Here is a 15289-nt window from a genome sequence, read left to right as displayed (position 1 = left end):
AATGGCTCTGGACTTACAACAACGAAAGACCAAACATGGGCATCGGCGGGATGACCCCGATACAGAAACTGACAGCAGCTTAAATTCTACTGATACGCCCCTCTAAAAATGGGGGGATTACCGAATGTTCTCGCCCCTTTTTAAATACCGGTCAACTTTTGGGTTCCATAGCTTTTGATTCCGAATAGGTCGAAATTCGTACATGTCAGTCAAAATTACATATTGTTTATAATTCAATTACTTAAGGTGCCATCAAGGCGAAAATAAAGTTGACCTTTTCTTACCACAGCCCATCCACAAGCGACGCAATCGCCGCCTCAAGCTTTGCCCGATCAATCGAGCTGAAATCGCGGTCCACTTTGATCTCTAGCCGCCCCACCCCGGCCGTGCATTTCACCTGCCCGGCGCTGCTGCGAATGTGGAACGTGGTCTTGGCTTTGCCGGGCTTGCCGGTCGCGGCTTTCTTGGCCGGCTCCGGCACCTTATCCGCGGATAAGCTTTCCAGATCTTCGATGCCCGCGTGGCGGCGCAGCACATCCAACTCATCCTTGATCGAGCGGTTGTCCCACCCCGCCAAATCCTGCTTGATCCGGCCAGCCATTTCGGGCGCATCTTTAAGGGCACGCGCCAAGGCCAGCCCCAAGGCGCGCGGAATTTCTGTGGGGTAATTCAGAGCCTCCCCTACCTTATCCAGCAAGAGCGCAAAGTTCCGGATGTAATTGCGCTTAGAGTATGGCGCGGATTGGAACAACGCTGCGACTGCCGCCGGCAGATCCGTCGCCTCAGTGGCGGGGTCAGCGGCATAGTTCTGCGCCGCATGGGCCATCTCGGCAAAGGACAGGTCTTTGCGGATCACATTCTCATCGACCATACGGCGGTAGAGCCCGGCGATATCCGTCTCGCCCGGTAGGATCAGCGCCGGGATGGTCGCCCAGGCGTCACCCCCCTGCCCCTCTGCGTGCAGCAAGCGATAGGCGCTGAGGCGGCGGTAGCCTTGCACCAGCTCATAGCCGCTGCCATCCGGGCGCGGGATCACGCGGATTGGGTTCGAAAGGCCCAGATCGCGGATCGAGGTCATCAGGCTTTCCAGCTCAAGATCTTCGCCGGGGATACGGTCGCGCACCAGCATGAAGGTGTGGACCTGATCCAGCGGGATCGCCTGCACCACATGGCCCGCCTCGCGCAGCTCGACAAACTCATGCGCCAGCGCGTCATTTTCGGCGCGGATCGCTTCGGCGGCGGTTTTGCGGGCGGTCAAGGCTTCGGCGTTTTCGGCAATCGCGCTCGCCATGGGCCCGCGTTTCGCCGGTCTTTCATCAAGGCTTTTGATCGAAGGTGTCGGCGGCGTCACCGCCTCGTCCGGCACGTTGATATCAAAGATGCGGCGTTTTCTGCTCATGCCTGCGCTCCTTCGCTGACCTTATCCGCGGATAAGGTTTTGTCATTCATGGCCTGCCAGCACGGCAACATGGTTACGCTGAATTCATCATAGGCCTGATCAAAACTTGCCCGGGCCCGACGCCATGTCTCGCGGGTCATATCGCGATAATCCATCTCGTAGATCGAGCTGAGGAACCGGCCGGACTGTTCAACCGCCCGGGTCATTTCCACCGGGTGGGTCGCCAGCTTGTCGCCAAAAACCTTACCAAAAGCTTCAAACATCGCGCGGTGCAAATCATTGCCCGGCTCATAGCGTGTCAGCAGAAAGCGCACGTCTTGAAAGACCTTGGGCAGGGCGGCCTTATCCGCGGATAAGGTGCCCTCAAACCCATGTGCCAAATCTTCCAGGGCTTCGGAAAGCTGGCCGATAAATGAGGTGGTGGAATCATATTCCCAATAGCCGGGGCCGGAGGGGATATAGAGCATATCGGCGGCAAAGACCGCGTTCATCGACTGATAGCCAATGGCGGGTGGGCAATCAAAAAAGATCAGATCCCATTGATCATCGGGCAGCTGATCGAGGAACCGTGACATTGCCGCAAAGAAGGACCATTCCGGATTAAGGTGGCGGTATTGGGCTGAGGCAAATTCGACAAAGGCGGCATTGGCGCAGGACGGGATGAGGTCGATGGTCGGCCAGTTGGTGGGCTGGATGAAATCAGACACGCGCAGATCCTGCAGGCCCAGATCGGTGATGCTGCCGGGAATGCTGCGCTGGGGCAGGGCGGTGCCGCTGGCCGCGCCGCGTGGGGCGGCGTTCTGTGCCTCGGTCTCGCGCACCAGATCGCGGGCCATGATGCCCCAGACGGTGTGCTCTTCGCTGACATCATTCAGCCCCATGGAATGGGACAGGGTGGCCTGCGGGTCAAAGTCAACGCAGAGTACGCGGTAGCCATCGAGCGCGGCGGCATGGGCGAAATGCAGCGCCACGGTGGATTTCCCGGCGCCGCCCTTAAAGTTGGCAATCGCAGTGCGAAAGGCCCGTCCGCCGGGGCGCGGCGGCATCAGCGATTTGCCGCGCGGCTTTAAGCGCCGCCGCAAGGTGTTGATCTCTTCGAGGGAAAACCAGCGCTGACGCCCGTCCGGCTCGACCTTACCCGCGGGTAAGGTCGGGTCCGCGGCCATCTTGCCCCGGAAGGTCGACTGGTTCATGCCCAGGATCAGCTCGGACACCTCCCAAGAGGAAAAGCGCCGCAAGGTCTTTTCATTCTCTGGCGAAAAGGTCTGCTGGCGGATCCACCCCTGCATCTTGAGGGATTTGGTCTGCAGCTCGCGTAGGTCTGAATGTGTTAACATGCCTGTCCTCGGACGTAGATTTTATGAAGTTTTGTATTTACGGCTAATTTGCCAAATTTATCCAAATTGATAAAGTGGTTTTATCCACAAGCGGAAACGCGGCGGATTTAGGGGCCATCCTTAGAAAAGACAGGTCCTTCTAACTGCCCACCGATTCGCAGCACCGCTAGAAATATGGCCCGCGTGCACCGCAATTTGGGGGGACATGGCTAGCGCGCCCCAGCATCTTGAGGGGACATCAATACGATTTAGGGGGACATACATGGCGTCCCCTAATACCAAGACCATACCATTTTCTTTTCAAAAAGGATTTGGTTTAAGGGGTCAGATCGCGAATCCTTGACAAGCTCAGCCTTTCCAACGCTAATAACGGCAAGCTAGGGAAAAGCGTTTGAACCAGTGGTCGGAGCAACCCAAAACTGGTAGTTTCCTTTCACAGCAGTCACGAATCGACGCGGGCAAAAGATCCGCGCAGCTACAGGCATATCCATGACACAGTCAGGGCTATTGAATGAGACAAGCGGGATCACCGGTCCCGGCTCGGCGTCGGTAAAATACGACGTCTTAACCGCGCTTTTGGTGACCGCGTCGCAAGGGCAGGGGGTCGAGGCGCGATTGGCCCTGCGTCTGTCTCTTTTGATCACCGCCCGGTTCAATTGGCGGCGCGGCGTCTTTGCTGTGGGTCAACGTGAGCTGGCGCGCATGTGGGGTGTGACCGATCGCACGGTAAAGCGCGAGATGGCGGAACTGCGCAAGTTGGGCTGGATTAGTGTCGATATTCCGGCTGCGCGCGGCCGGGTGGCGCAGTATAAAATTGAGTTCCCAACCGTCCTGCGCGCCACAGCTCCGTTCTGGGATGCGGTGGGCCCAGATTTTGCCGCCCGCATTGGTGGTGCCCCAGCAGAGGCCGAGGCGGCAGCAGACAACAATGTGGTGCCCCTGCATAGCGCCCCCGCTGCGCCTGCGAATGACGTGCCGCTGTGGACCGCCGTAGCCGCGCGCCTGAAGGCGCAGGATGCCAAGTTGTTTAACGCCTGGTTCGCCCAATTAGAGCCGCATGATCTGGGGGCAGGGCACCTGCAACTGATCGCGCCGTCGCGCTTTGTCGCGGATTACATCAAGACCCACTATCTAACGCGCCTGACAGCGGCGGCCCTCGCTGAGGACCGATCCATTGTGGCGCTAGAGGTGGTTGAGGCGCGCTAAGCGCTTTGCAGCAGCGGCTCTTTCCGGGCGCTGACACCCGGATTCAACATGGCGCGGAGCGCGTCCTCGTCAAAGTTGGCGATGGCCTCGCGAAAGGCTTTGAGCGCCAAGTTATGATCCAGGATCGAGATATCCGGTTTCGGTGCCAGCAGAAGATCCGGATTGGCCGCCAGGGGCGTGCAGAATTTTTCAGCGTCGCAGGTTTCATGCAGCGCTTCGCCGGGGCGCAAGCCGCAGAATTTCACGTCGACCCCAAATGGGTTTGCGTCAGAGCGCAGGCCTTTGCCGGACAGATCAACCACCTTATGCACAAAATCCATCACCTTACGCGGTGTGCCTTTGCACATATGTGCAGGTTGGGCGTGTAGCGCGGCGCCATGGGGCAGGGCGGACAGGATCATATCGCTGGCCTTGGCCGTGCTGAGGAAAAGCCGCGTCATTTCGGGGTGTGGCAGGGTGATGGAGTTGCCGTTACGCACCTGCGCTTCAAGCAGTGGCACGATGTCGCCCACAGGCCCAGAGGTTTGGCCAAAGCGCAGGACATTGATCTGGGTGTTCGCCGCAGAATGCGCCAGACCCATCACCAGCGTTTCCGCCAGCTGCTGCGTATGATCGACCAAATGACGCGGTTTTGCCACGCGCTCAGAAGACAAGAGGATCAGCTGCTCGATGTTTTCGGAAATGGCGACCTCGGCCAAGGTCAGCGGGCCGACGACGTTGGTTGCCAAGAGATCAAAGAGGTTTGCTTCGGCGAGTTGCGGATCGCCGTAATGCGCGGCATTGATGATGATCTGCACAGCTTCTTGGCGCAGCAGATGCGTCATGCGGCCGGGCACAGCGATTGACCCGGTGCGTGCCTCGATCTGAATGGACGCTCCGGCGCGGCGCACAAGCGCTTTGACCTGGCGGGTGACGTCGAGCAGGGCAGTTTCATTACGCTCAAAAAGCACAAGTTTTGCAGGTTCAAACCGAATGATTTGCTGGCTGATTTCGGCCCCCATCATGCCGCCGGCACCGGCGATCAAGATGGTTTTGCCTTTGCACGCCGCAAGCGTCTCTGGATTGCGCGCGTTAATGTGCGATTTGCTGGCCACATCTTTGAAGCGTTTGGCCTGCAGCCCATTGTGCAGCGCGCGATGGCCCACCTCGTCCGCCATATTCGGCAGCTCGATCACGTCGACCTGCAGCGAGGACAGCGCCTCTAGTATTTCGCGGCGCCGATAGCTGCTGGCGGTTGGCATCGCCAAAAGAATGCGTTTCAGCCCGTGTTTTTTGATCAACCGGCGCAGGGTTTGCGCAGGGTGCACCTTGAGCCCGCTGACCATGATGCCGTGCAGCTGACGATTGTCATCCAGAAAGCAGACCGGTTTGAATTCAGAGCTTTGGCGCAGGGCGGCGGCCAATTGTTCACCGGTTGCGCCCGCGCCATAGATGGCCACGGGCAGGCGGATTTGTGTGCGTTCGCGCACCAGTTCCAGCACAAAGCGGGCGATAAAATGCACCAGCACGGAGGACATGAAAAACACAGCGCCAAAGATCAGCGGTACAGAGCGGGGCGCAGGCAGAGTGAACAGATAGCTGACCGCCATGGCGCTGATTGATAGCACAGCGGCAAAAACCGCCAGGCGCAGGACCATATTGTTTTCAACCGCATGCACCTTGATCTGATTGAGCCGCATCATGGTGATCAACAGGGCACCAATGGCCAATAATGCGGGTAGAAGTGCCCAGTTGGTTTGCAGCGGTTCAACTGGAACGGTCATTCCGAATCGCAAGGCAAAGGCCACGATCAGGCTGGCGGCAATTAACATCATGTCGACGGAAAACAGAATCAGCCGCTTTGTTGCGCGGGGCAGTTTCGAAATCTTATTGAGCATTACCAAAGCCTTAATTCACCGCACAAATATCGCCAACGGCCAGTCGTTTAAAATATCTGGCCCCTCGTACCCCAAGTTTGTAAGGGGAAAAAGAGCCAAGCCGCGCCATCTGAACGAACCTTTACCGACTCAACATAAAACAACCCGGTGGATCGTGAAAGAACCACCGGGCGAAATCTTGCCGAGACACAGCAACCTTTGATTGACAAGTGCGTGTTGTAAGAGGTGAGCTTTCCGATTCAATTCCCTAGTTGCAAATTCCTTCAGTTACTAAATCTAAGATTAGTGGGTTAAATGGTTTTTTTCTTTCTTGATGTGGTCAAACGAACCGAAGTTTTGCTAATGGCTAGTGAGGGTTTTGAGTTGATGAATAGGGCGCAAGAATGTTTGAAGTCGTTTTGAGTGTAGGCGCTGCGCCAATTTTGCTGGCCTTTCTGACAAGCTTTGGATTGTGCAGCCTTTTTGCCTTTGCGCCGCAGCTGTTCCTGAATCAGGAACATATGCAAAACGATCTGAGCGCGCGGCAAGCCCAGCACAAACGCCCAACGCCCCGTATCGGCGGCGCAGCCGTCATCGTGGGGCTTGCTGTGGCAATGGGTGTCTATGCGCGCGCCATTCAGGCGGATCTTTTGTGGGCGCTGGCCGCTGGCGCAGTGGTGTTTGCCGTGGGCCTGCGCGAAGACATCCGCCGCGACATGTCTCCTAAGGTGCGCCTGCTGGCCGCCTTTGTGTCGGCGGCGCTGGCCATTATGCTCAGCGGCGCGATGGTGCCACGCTTTGGCGTGCCCTATGTGGATGGCGTCGTTGGGTTTCTGGCGGTGGGCGTGTTGATCACCATGCTTTGGTCCGCGGGGGCCTGCCACGCGCTGAACCTGATTGATGGGCTAAACGGGCTGGCCTCGGGCTATAGTATGATGGCAGCGGCCGGGTATTTCGTGATCGGCGGCATCACCGGCGATGGGGATGTGCAGCTGGTCGCAGCCCTGTTGTTTGTCGCGCTGTTTGGCTTTTTTGTCCTCAACTGGCCGTATGGCCGCGTGTTTCTGGGCGATGCGGGGGCCTATGCCATTGGCCATGTGCTGTCTTGGCTGGGGATTATCCTGCTGGCGCGCAACCTGGAAGGGGCCGGGCTTGCGGTTGTGCTGATTCTGTTTTGGCCTGTGGCGGATACGGCTTTTGCCATCATTCGGCGCCGACTTTTGGACAAGGACACCGATCAGCCAGACCGCTTGCATTTCCACCACCTCGTGGTGCGGGCCCTGCGGCTCTTGACCAACAAGCAGTTCAATCCCGACATGCTGAACCCGGCGGCCACACTGGTGATGCTGCCCTTCATCGCCGTGCCAATCACCATGGGCGTGCTTTTCTGGAGCAGCGGCGCCGGGGCCCTGATCGGCCTGCTGTTCTTCGCGCTGCTTTTCGTCAGCACCTATGCGTTTTCCATGGATTACTTCAAGAGCCGGCGCTTTGTGGTCGGGGATCTGCCCGCGGATGTGCAGGCGCAGTTAAAAGGCTATGCAGTAGAAGTGTCTGACTTGTCAGGGCTGGTGGTCGCGGATTCGCGATCCACCTACCTGACGATTTGTCGCCGCGCTGGCGAAAAAGGATGGAGCCTGATTTCCAGCAACGAAGCTGGCGCAGAAACCGCGGTGTTTGATCAGTTTGAAACCGACGTTGAGGCCTGGGGGTATTTTCAGGCGCAAATAGGTTAAAGCCCGACGGCAATGGTCTGGCGTAGACGTAACACCCCTACGCCAGCTGATTATTAAAACGTTTTCTGAAAACTCACGCCAACCCGTGTGCCACTGCCAAAACCTGCTGTATTCAGATCAAAGCCTTGATGCGCGATCAGCGCAGAGAGCGTGCCGCCCAGCATCTCGCGTGACACGGCCGCGCTGACAACAAAGCCCTCGGCGCTGGTGCTGCTCAGGCGGTGGGCGGCGCGGTTTTGATCGTTGATCAGATAGTGGCCAATGCTCCAATCCACGGACATGTCGTCAAACTGATGTTTGACGTAAAGCGCGGTGCTGACGGATTGGGAATCAATCGCGCTGCCAATCACAACGCCGTTTTGGGCGTAGGAATAGGTGTTGTTGTTATAGGCGGTGTTGGCCCCGCAAAAGCCGCTGGTCGTGCGGGCGATCCGCGTGTCTGTATGCTCCAGCGTCACTTGTGAGGGCACACCAAAGAGCGGCAGGTTCACCTCAACGCCGCCCATATGCATCAAACAGGATGGGCCGCCGCCCGCCTCGTCTTCGCCAATCGTTTGGTAATAAATCCGCGTGCCGTCGGCCAGGTTCGGCAGGGTGTAGGAAATACCGACGCCGGCCATTTGGTTGGCCCCGCTGGCCACGCCACTATTGGTGCGCCCGGCGAGAATATTAATGAAGGTTTCCAGATCATTTGGCTGGCCAGTGCCACCCCATTGCGCGGTGCGCACGAAATCAATTTCCAGGTTTTCAATCGGCCGCACACGCGCGCGCATGCCCATGATCAGCGCATTGCTAGGCTGGCCTGCATCCTCGGTGGTTCCAACAAAAAACTCGCCATCCCAAGCGCCCAGCCAGCGCAGCACCGGCAGGTCAATTTCGCTCGCTTCGGATTTGCGAAGATAGGCAGAGTGAAACGCCGGCGCGTTCTGGCCCATGATCAAGCTGCTGTATTGTGAAGGCGACCAATTGCGATCCACCTTGCCCACCCCGATCTGCCAATCGCCGTTTCCAAGCGCCAGCGAGATGTCGTAATTCAGCAGCACATCCGCGTCGCCATAGATCGGCTGACCAAGTGTCGCGGAGGCGCTGAGACGCCCGTGTTCAAACGCGCCGCTGAGCGCAAGCCCATTAAAACCCAAGGTCGCATATTGCTGGCTGCGGCCAATGAAATCTTCGCTAAGCGCGCCCAGCGTCAACGTGTATTCCGGCGCTTCGGCGGTCGCGATTGAGGCGGCTGACAGAGCAACAGAAGTGCCCAAAATGGCGGCGCGCGAGAGGGTGATGGCAGAGTGTTGAAAATGCATGTCTGAAAACCTTTGGCTGTTACCGCGTGTTTGGGTGAGAGCTGCCGCCAAGTCAATGCAGAGATACCCCATGCGCCCCAACCGGTGAAGTTGCGCAACAGATTTGGGTGTAACAGGCCAAGCCTTGCCGATTTTAGCGGCAACCGGTGACGGAAATTCGAAGCCCGACCAAAGAGTGGCTGACGTTTGTCTCGCCCTTTGGGCTCAGGAAAAGATACACACGTAACGCAGTAGCGCGTTTTTGCGTATAAGGCTTTGTTTTCAAATGGAAAAATTGAGATTTGGAGCCGTTGGGCCGTGACCATTTTATTTGCTAGTGTTTTCAGTAGGTTGAGGGGTCTTGGTCCAATTTGGTCCAAGGTGAACCCAGCGTGGTCCACCTTCTGGTCCAAACTGGTCCACCTCGTATTTGCCGAATAGGGCCGTCCTGCGCACGTAGAAATCGCCCGCATTTCGCCACCCAAATGCCCTACCCCCGCGCGGTCTCGTAGTTTGCGAGGTACCAAGCGTAGGTTTCTTGCAAACCTTGTTCTAGCGCGACTTTCGCGTCCCATCCCATTTGGCTCAGGCGGCGCACGTCCATGAGTTTGCGCAGGGTGCCGTCAGGTTTGCTGGGGTCGGTTTCGATGCGGCCTTGATAGCCGACGACTTTGGCGATCAGTTCGGCGACCTCGTAAATCGCGATATCGCTGCCGGTGCCGACATTGATGTGGCTCAGCATCGGCGCGGTATTGGCTGCGTAGGTCTCTTGGTCCAGGTCCAGCACAAACAGGCTGGCTTCGGCCATGTCATCAACGTGCAGGAATTCGCGGCGCGGCGTGCCAGTGCCCCAGATGGTGACGGCTTCGGCACCATCGCGTTTCGCTTCATGAAAACGGCGGATCAGCGCCGGCAGGACGTGAGAATTCTCAGGGTGGAAATTGTCGCCGGGCCCATAAAGATTGGTCGGCATGACTGAGCGGTAATCGACACCGTGCTGGCGGTTATAGCTTTCACAGAGCTTGATGCCGGCGATTTTGGCCACGGCATAAGGCTCATTTGTCGGCTCTAGCGTGCCGGTCAGCAGCGCCTCTTCGGCCATCGGCTGCGCCACGGCCTTGGGGTAGATGCAGGACGAGCCAAGCTGCAACAGTTTGGTCACGCCCGCAGCAAAAGCCTCGTGGATCACGTTGCATTCGATCATCAGGTTTTCGTAGATGAAATCCGCCGGATAGCTGTTGTTGGCGTGGATGCCGCCGACTTTCGCCGCGGCCAGAATGACCACATCCGGGGTTTCCTGCGCCATAAACGCGCGCACCGCTGCCTGATTGGTCAGATCCAGCTCGGCATGGGTGCGCGTGACCACCGCCAGCGCTTCACCCGCCGCCTGGCGCGCGGTCAGTTTACGCACAATGGCACTGCCCACCATGCCACGATGGCCTGCGACGTAGATCTTGCGCATGGTGTTACCCTTCCACGGACACTGGGATATCCATGCCGTGCTCTTTCAGCAGGGCGTGGCGTTTGGCGGTTTTGAGGTCTTCGGCGACCATCTCGGCGCACATCTCTTGCGCGGTGATTTCTGGCACCCAGCCAAGTTCTGCCTTGGCTTTGGCCGGATCGCCGAGCAGGGTTTCCACCTCGGCCGGGCGGAAATAGCGCGGATCGATGCGCATGATCACATCGCCCACCTTCAGTGCGGGGGCCTTGTCGCCCTCGATCGCCGCGATAGTGGCGGTTTCCTCAACGCCCGTGCCGCTGAATTCGAGTGAAATGCCCAACTCAGCCGCCGACCAGGTGATGAATTCGCGCACGCTGTATTGTTTGCCGGTGGCGATGACAAAATCCTCGGCATTATCCTGCTGCAGCATCATCCACTGCATGCGCACATAGTCCTTGGCATGGCCCCAATCGCGCAGCGCGTCGATGTTGCCCATGTAAAGGCAGGGTTCCAGCCCCTGCGCGATATTGGCCAGGCCACGCGTGATTTTGCGGGTCACAAAGGTTTCGCCGCGGCGCGGGCTTTCATGGTTAAAGAGGATGCCGTTGCAGGCATACATGCCATAGGATTCACGGTAATTGACGGTGATCCAGTAAGAATAAAGCTTGGCCACGGCATAGGGGCTGCGCGGATAAAACGGCGTGGTTTCGCGCTGCGGCGTTTCCTGCACAAGACCATAAAGCTCGGATGTCGAGGCCTGATAAAACCGGGTTTTCTTTTCCAGCCCCAGAAAGCGGATCGCCTCAAGCAGGCGGAGCGTGCCCATCGCATCGACATCGGCCGTGTATTCGGGGCTTTCAAAGCTGACGGCCACATGGCTCTGCGCGCCAAGGTTATACACCTCGTCAGGCTGTACTTCGGAAATAATGCGCGTGAGGTTGGAGCTGTCTGACAGATCGCCATAATGGAGCTTGAATCGGGCATTGTCGACATGTGGGTCTTGGTAAATATGGTCAACCCGCTGGGTATTTAGTGAGGACGCACGGCGTTTGATGCCATGCACCTCATAGCCTTTTTCCAGCAGAAATTCAGCGAGGTAAGAGCCATCTTGGCCGGTGATGCCAGTAATTAGGGCGCGTTTCATATTAATGTCCTTTGAACCTTAACCTTGCTGGTTTGGAGCCTACTAAATTTCCGGCCTAGGTAACACCTTCGGCGAAATTGGCAAGCATTCGCGACGTCTGGACCAATTATTGTTAGGGGCAGTCACATACTTTCTAGTTATTCGCCTTAAAGATAACGCGCCCGAGTTTTCTACAAACGTTATAATTGATTGTCGGGCTGCTTTGCGGCATCTAGGCGGGAATTGGCGACTGTTTATGGATTGCAAAATGAATATTACCCCGGTTCTCCTTTGTGGCGGTTCTGGCACGCGGCTTTGGCCGCTGTCGCGCAAGAGTTACCCGAAACAATTTGTCCCACTCGTGGGCGAAGAAACCTTGTTTCAGGCGGCGGCGCAGCGGCTGGCGGGGCAGGGCGGCGGCGTCAGCTATGCTGCGCCTATGGTGCTGACCAATTCAGATTTCCGCTTTATCGTGGCAGAACAATTGCAGGCGATTGGCATTGATCCCGGCGCGATTGTGATTGAGCCGGAGGGGCGCAACACGGCGCCGGCGGTTTTGGCGGCGGCGCTGAGGGCGCATGCGGATGATGCGGAGGCGATTTTGCTGGTGGCCCCATCAGATCACGTGGTGCCTGATGCGGCCGCGTTCCGGGCGGCGGTCGCCAAAGGGCTGGATGCTGTGGCGCGCGGGCAGCTCGTGACCTTTGGCATTACGCCCACCCATGCGGAAACCGCCTATGGCTATCTGGAATTGGCGGAAACGCCGGATGCCGCGGGCACGGCTGTTGCGCTGAAACGCTTTGTCGAAAAACCCGATGAGGCGCGCGCGGCAGAGATGCTGGCCGCGGGCAATTTCAAATGGAACGCGGGGATTTTCTTGTTCAAAGCCGCGGATATGATTGCGGCGTTTGAAGATCACGCGCCAGATATGATTGCGCCGGTACAAGGCTCGCTGGATGCGGCCAAGGCAGACCTCGGCTTTCTGCGTCTCGCGCCAGAGGCTTGGGCCAAGGCCGATGATATCTCCATCGACTACGCGGTAATGGAAAAGGCGGAAAACCTATCGGTTGTGCCCTTTGATGCGGCCTGGTCTGACCTCGGCGGTTGGGATGCGGTGTGGCGCGAAAGCGGGCCGGATGAAAACGGCGTTTCGACTTCGGGCGCGGCGACGGCGATTGACTGCAAGAACACTTTGCTGCGCTCTGAAAGCGAGAACCTGGAAGTGGTCGGCATTGGGCTTGAGAATATCATGACCATTGCGATGAATGATGCGGTGCTGGTGGCCGATATGAGCTGCGCGCAGAATGTGAAATTGGCGGTCGCGGCGCTGAAAGAAAAAGGCGCAAAACAAGCCACTGAATTCCCCAAAGATCACCGCCCTTGGGGCTGGTTTGAAAGCCTTGTGGTGGGCGGGCGTTTCCAGGTGAAACGCATCATGGTGCATCCGGGCGCGGCGCTGTCGCTGCAAAGCCATGTGCACCGCTCAGAGCATTGGATTGTGGTCGAGGGCACTGCCAAAGTCACCATCGATGATGAGGTGAAATTGGTTTCGGAAAATCAATCTGTGTACATCCCGCTCGGGGCTGTGCACCGGATGGAAAATCCGGGTAAAGTACCCATGGTATTGATTGAAGTTCAGACGGGCGCCTATGTCGGGGAAGACGACATCATTCGCTACGAAGACGTTTACGCAAGGGACTAGGGAATGAAAATTGCGGTCGCTGGCCTGGGTTATGTGGGTCTGTCAAATGCGGCGCTGATTGCGCAGAACCATGCCGTTACCGCGGTTGATATCTCTAAAGAGCGCGTTGGGATGGTGAACGCTGGTCACTGTCCCATCGTTGACGCGGAGCTAGAGGATTTTCTCGCCCATCGTGATCTGCAGCTGACCGCGACAACCGATGCTTCTTCGGCCTATCGCGATGCGGATTTTGTCATTGTCGCAACGCCGACCAATTATGATCCCAAGTTCAACTACTTTGACACCAGTAGCGTTGAAGCGGTCATCGAGCAGGTGATCGACATCAACCCGAAGGCCACGATTGTGATCAAATCCACCATCCCGGTGGGCTTTGTGAATGATCTGCGCCGGCGGCTTGAGACGGATCAGGTGATTTTTTCCCCTGAATTTCTGCGCGAGGGGCGGGCGCTTTATGACAACCTGCATCCCAGCCGCATCATCGTGGGGGAGCAATCAGACCGCGCCCGCGTGTTCGCAGATCTGCTGCTGGAAGGCGCGATCACCAAAGATGTGCCGGTCAAATTCACCGACCCGGATGAGGCCGAGGCGATCAAGCTTTTCGCCAATACATATCTTGCGATGCGGGTGGCGTTTTTTAACGAGCTCGACAGTTACGCCATGGCAGGCGGCATGGACAGTCGCCAGATCATCGAAGGCATCAGCCTCGATCCGCGTATTGGCGATCATTATAACAACCCGTCTTTTGGCTACGGCGGCTATTGCCTGCCCAAAGACACCAAACAGCTCTTGGCCAATTACAACCACGTGCCGCAAAACCTGATCCGCGCGATTGTGGATGCCAACCGCACCCGTAAGGATTATCTGGCCGATCAGATCCTGATGACGGGCGCGCGCACCGTTGGCATTTACCGTTTGGTGATGAAAGCCGGGTCTGACAATTTCCGCCAATCCTCGATCCAGGGCATTATGAAGCGGCTGAAGGCCAAAGGCGTGGAGGTGATCGTCTATGAGCCGGTGCTGCAGGAAGAGGATTTCTTCCGCTCCCGCGTGGTGCGGGATTTGAGCTATTTCAAAGAACATTCTGATGTCATTGTCGCCAACCGCATGACAGATGACATCAGCGATGTCGCCAGCAAAGTCTTTACCCGCGATCTGTTTGGGGGGGATTGAGCCATGACAGAGACTGTTTTGGTCACAGGCTCTGCTGGGTTCATTGGGTATCACACCTGCAAGCGGCTGCTGGCCGATGGGTTTCGCGTGATCGGGCTGGATGCGCTCAGCGATTATTATGATGTCGCCCTCAAAGAGGCGCGGCACGCCGATCTGACACATGAAAATTTCATCCCGGTGATCGGCAAGGTGGAAACACCGGGGCTGATCATGGATTTATTTCAATCGCATAATCCGAATTATGTTATTCATCTCGCTGCGCAGGCGGGCGTGCGCTACTCGATTGAGAACCCGCGCTCGTATCTGGAAAGCAATATCAACGGCACCTTTGAAATTCTGGAGGCCGCCCGCGCGCACCCCCCGAAACATATGCTGCTGGCCTCAACCTCTTCGGCCTTTGGGGCCAATACCCAGATGCCGTACCAAGAGGTCCAGCGCGCTGAGCATCAGATGTCGTTTTACGCGGCCACCAAAAAAGCCACCGAGAATATGGCACATTCTTATGCGCATCTCTTTGATCTGCCGATCACGATGTTCCGGTTTTTTACGGTCTATGGCCCTTGGGGCCGCCCGGATATGGCGCTGTTCAAATTCACCAAAGCCATCCTCGAAGGCACGCCGATCGACGTTTATAACCATGGCGATATGAAACGTGATTTCACCTATGTCACTGATCTGGTGCACGGCATGCGCCTGTTGATGGACGCCGTGCCGCAGCGCCCGGCAGATGGCGTTGTACCCAAGGGCGACAGCCTGTCGCCAGTCGCCCCGCACCGCGTGGTCAACATCGGCAACAATGACGCGGTGCAGCTCACAGATTTCATCGCAGCGATTGAGGCCGCCACCGGCCTCACCGCCAAGCGCAACCTCTTGCCGATGCAACCCGGCGACGTGCCAGCGACGTGGGCGGATGCAGAATTGCTGAAAACCCTGACCGGGTACCAGCCAAAAACAGATGTGCCCACCGGCGTGCAGGCCTTTGTCGATTGGTACCGCAGTTACTACCGCCCGAATGAGGCGGCGGCGAGCTGAGGATCGA

11 protein-coding genes are annotated in these 15289 nt (G+C 57.5%); 5 read left to right on the top strand and 6 right to left on the bottom strand.

All coding sequences use genetic code 11. The features are described 5' to 3' along the window. Positions 1-280: 280 nt before the first annotated feature. Together N6L24_RS15515 and N6L24_RS15510 are read right to left on the bottom strand one after the other, a co-directional pair. Positions 281-1399, bottom strand: a complete 1119-nt coding sequence (locus tag N6L24_RS15515) for a ParB/RepB/Spo0J family partition protein (RefSeq protein ID WP_271845621.1) — start codon at positions 1397-1399, stop codon at positions 281-283. Further along, on the bottom strand, positions 1396-2736 hold the full coding sequence (locus N6L24_RS15510; RefSeq protein WP_271845620.1) for an AAA family ATPase: 1341 nt from the start codon (positions 2734-2736) through the stop codon (positions 1396-1398). Before N6L24_RS15510 ends, N6L24_RS15515 begins: the two co-directional genes overlap by 4 nt. 489 nt (positions 2737-3225) lie before the next feature. On the opposite strand from N6L24_RS15510, the gene N6L24_RS15505 reads away from it, so the two are divergent. Next, positions 3226-3942 carry a DnaA N-terminal domain-containing protein gene (locus tag N6L24_RS15505; RefSeq protein WP_271845619.1) on the top strand — a complete coding sequence of 239 codons (717 nt, stop codon included), beginning with the start codon at positions 3226-3228 and terminating at the stop codon, positions 3940-3942. Here the strand turns inward: N6L24_RS15505 and N6L24_RS15500 are convergent. Further along, positions 3939-5819: a polysaccharide biosynthesis protein gene (locus N6L24_RS15500; protein WP_271845618.1), complete on the bottom strand. Its 1881-nt coding sequence runs from the start codon at positions 5817-5819 to the stop codon at positions 3939-3941. The genes N6L24_RS15505 and N6L24_RS15500 overlap by 4 nt on opposite strands. 383 nt (positions 5820-6202) lie before the next feature. On the opposite strand from N6L24_RS15500, the gene N6L24_RS15495 reads away from it, so the two are divergent. Further along, positions 6203-7531, top strand: coding sequence for a glycosyltransferase family 4 protein (locus tag N6L24_RS15495; RefSeq protein ID WP_271845617.1), 1329 nt, complete (start codon positions 6203-6205; stop codon positions 7529-7531). Between the two features lie 53 nt (positions 7532-7584). Here N6L24_RS15495 and N6L24_RS15490 read toward each other — a convergent pair whose 3' ends face one another. From N6L24_RS15490 to gmd, 3 genes are all read right to left on the bottom strand, one after another. Then, the gene (locus N6L24_RS15490) at positions 7585-8835 is read right to left on the bottom strand and encodes a capsule assembly Wzi family protein (protein WP_271845616.1); all 1251 of its coding nucleotides are present in this window, start codon (positions 8833-8835) and stop codon (positions 7585-7587) included. A 469-nt stretch (positions 8836-9304) separates the two neighbouring features. Next, positions 9305-10276 (bottom strand): GDP-L-fucose synthase, encoded by a 972-nt coding sequence (fcl, locus tag N6L24_RS15485; RefSeq protein ID WP_271845615.1) that lies wholly within the window; start codon positions 10274-10276, stop codon positions 9305-9307. A gap of 4 nt (positions 10277-10280) precedes the next feature. Further along, positions 10281-11399 carry a GDP-mannose 4,6-dehydratase gene (gene gmd / locus N6L24_RS15480; RefSeq protein ID WP_271845614.1) on the bottom strand — a complete coding sequence of 373 codons (1119 nt, stop codon included), beginning with the start codon at positions 11397-11399 and terminating at the stop codon, positions 10281-10283. Between the two features lie 247 nt (positions 11400-11646). On the opposite strand from gmd, the gene N6L24_RS15475 reads away from it, so the two are divergent. From N6L24_RS15475 to N6L24_RS15465, 3 genes are read left to right on the top strand one after another with little or no spacing between them, the layout of a single operon-like run. Continuing rightward, positions 11647-13080: a mannose-1-phosphate guanylyltransferase/mannose-6-phosphate isomerase gene (locus N6L24_RS15475; protein WP_271845613.1), complete on the top strand. Its 1434-nt coding sequence runs from the start codon at positions 11647-11649 to the stop codon at positions 13078-13080. 3 nt (positions 13081-13083) lie between these two features. Further along, entirely contained in the window at positions 13084-14250 is a 1167-nt protein-coding gene (locus N6L24_RS15470) for a nucleotide sugar dehydrogenase (protein ID WP_271845612.1), read from the top strand. Positions 14251-14253: 3 nt separating this feature from the next. Continuing rightward, positions 14254-15282 carry an SDR family NAD(P)-dependent oxidoreductase gene (locus tag N6L24_RS15465; RefSeq protein ID WP_271845611.1) on the top strand — a complete coding sequence of 343 codons (1029 nt, stop codon included), beginning with the start codon at positions 14254-14256 and terminating at the stop codon, positions 15280-15282. Positions 15283-15289: the final 7 nt, after the last annotated feature.

It is taken from the genome of Cognatishimia sp. SS12 (assembly GCF_028369055.1).
Lineage (GTDB): Bacteria > Pseudomonadota > Alphaproteobacteria > Rhodobacterales > Rhodobacteraceae > Cognatishimia.
The sequence above is the reverse complement of the archived record's forward strand: the minus strand, read 5'-3'. Positions and strand labels throughout refer to the sequence as shown.

Bases quoted from the DNA above. Each gene is read 5' to 3' on its own strand.
- N6L24_RS15470 (WP_271845612.1), top strand. From the start codon at position 13,084: ATGAAAATTGCGGTCGCTGGCCTGGGTTATGTGGGTCTGTCAAATGCG.
- N6L24_RS15490 (WP_271845616.1), bottom strand. From the start codon at position 8,835: ATGCATTTTCAACACTCTGCCATCACCCTCTCGCGCGCCGCCATTTTG.
- N6L24_RS15495 (WP_271845617.1), top strand. From the start codon at position 6,203: ATGTTTGAAGTCGTTTTGAGTGTAGGCGCTGCGCCAATTTTGCTGGCC.
- N6L24_RS15500 (WP_271845618.1), bottom strand. From the start codon at position 5,819: ATGCTCAATAAGATTTCGAAACTGCCCCGCGCAACAAAGCGGCTGATT.
- gmd (WP_271845614.1), bottom strand. From the start codon at position 11,399: ATGAAACGCGCCCTAATTACTGGCATCACCGGCCAAGATGGCTCTTAC.
- fcl (WP_271845615.1), bottom strand. From the start codon at position 10,276: ATGCGCAAGATCTACGTCGCAGGCCATCGTGGCATGGTGGGCAGTGCC.
- N6L24_RS15510 (WP_271845620.1), bottom strand. From the start codon at position 2,736: ATGTTAACACATTCAGACCTACGCGAGCTGCAGACCAAATCCCTCAAG.
- N6L24_RS15505 (WP_271845619.1), top strand. From the start codon at position 3,226: ATGACACAGTCAGGGCTATTGAATGAGACAAGCGGGATCACCGGTCCC.
- N6L24_RS15475 (WP_271845613.1), top strand. From the start codon at position 11,647: ATGAATATTACCCCGGTTCTCCTTTGTGGCGGTTCTGGCACGCGGCTT.
- N6L24_RS15515 (WP_271845621.1), bottom strand. From the start codon at position 1,399: ATGAGCAGAAAACGCCGCATCTTTGATATCAACGTGCCGGACGAGGCG.
- N6L24_RS15465 (WP_271845611.1), top strand. From the start codon at position 14,254: ATGACAGAGACTGTTTTGGTCACAGGCTCTGCTGGGTTCATTGGGTAT.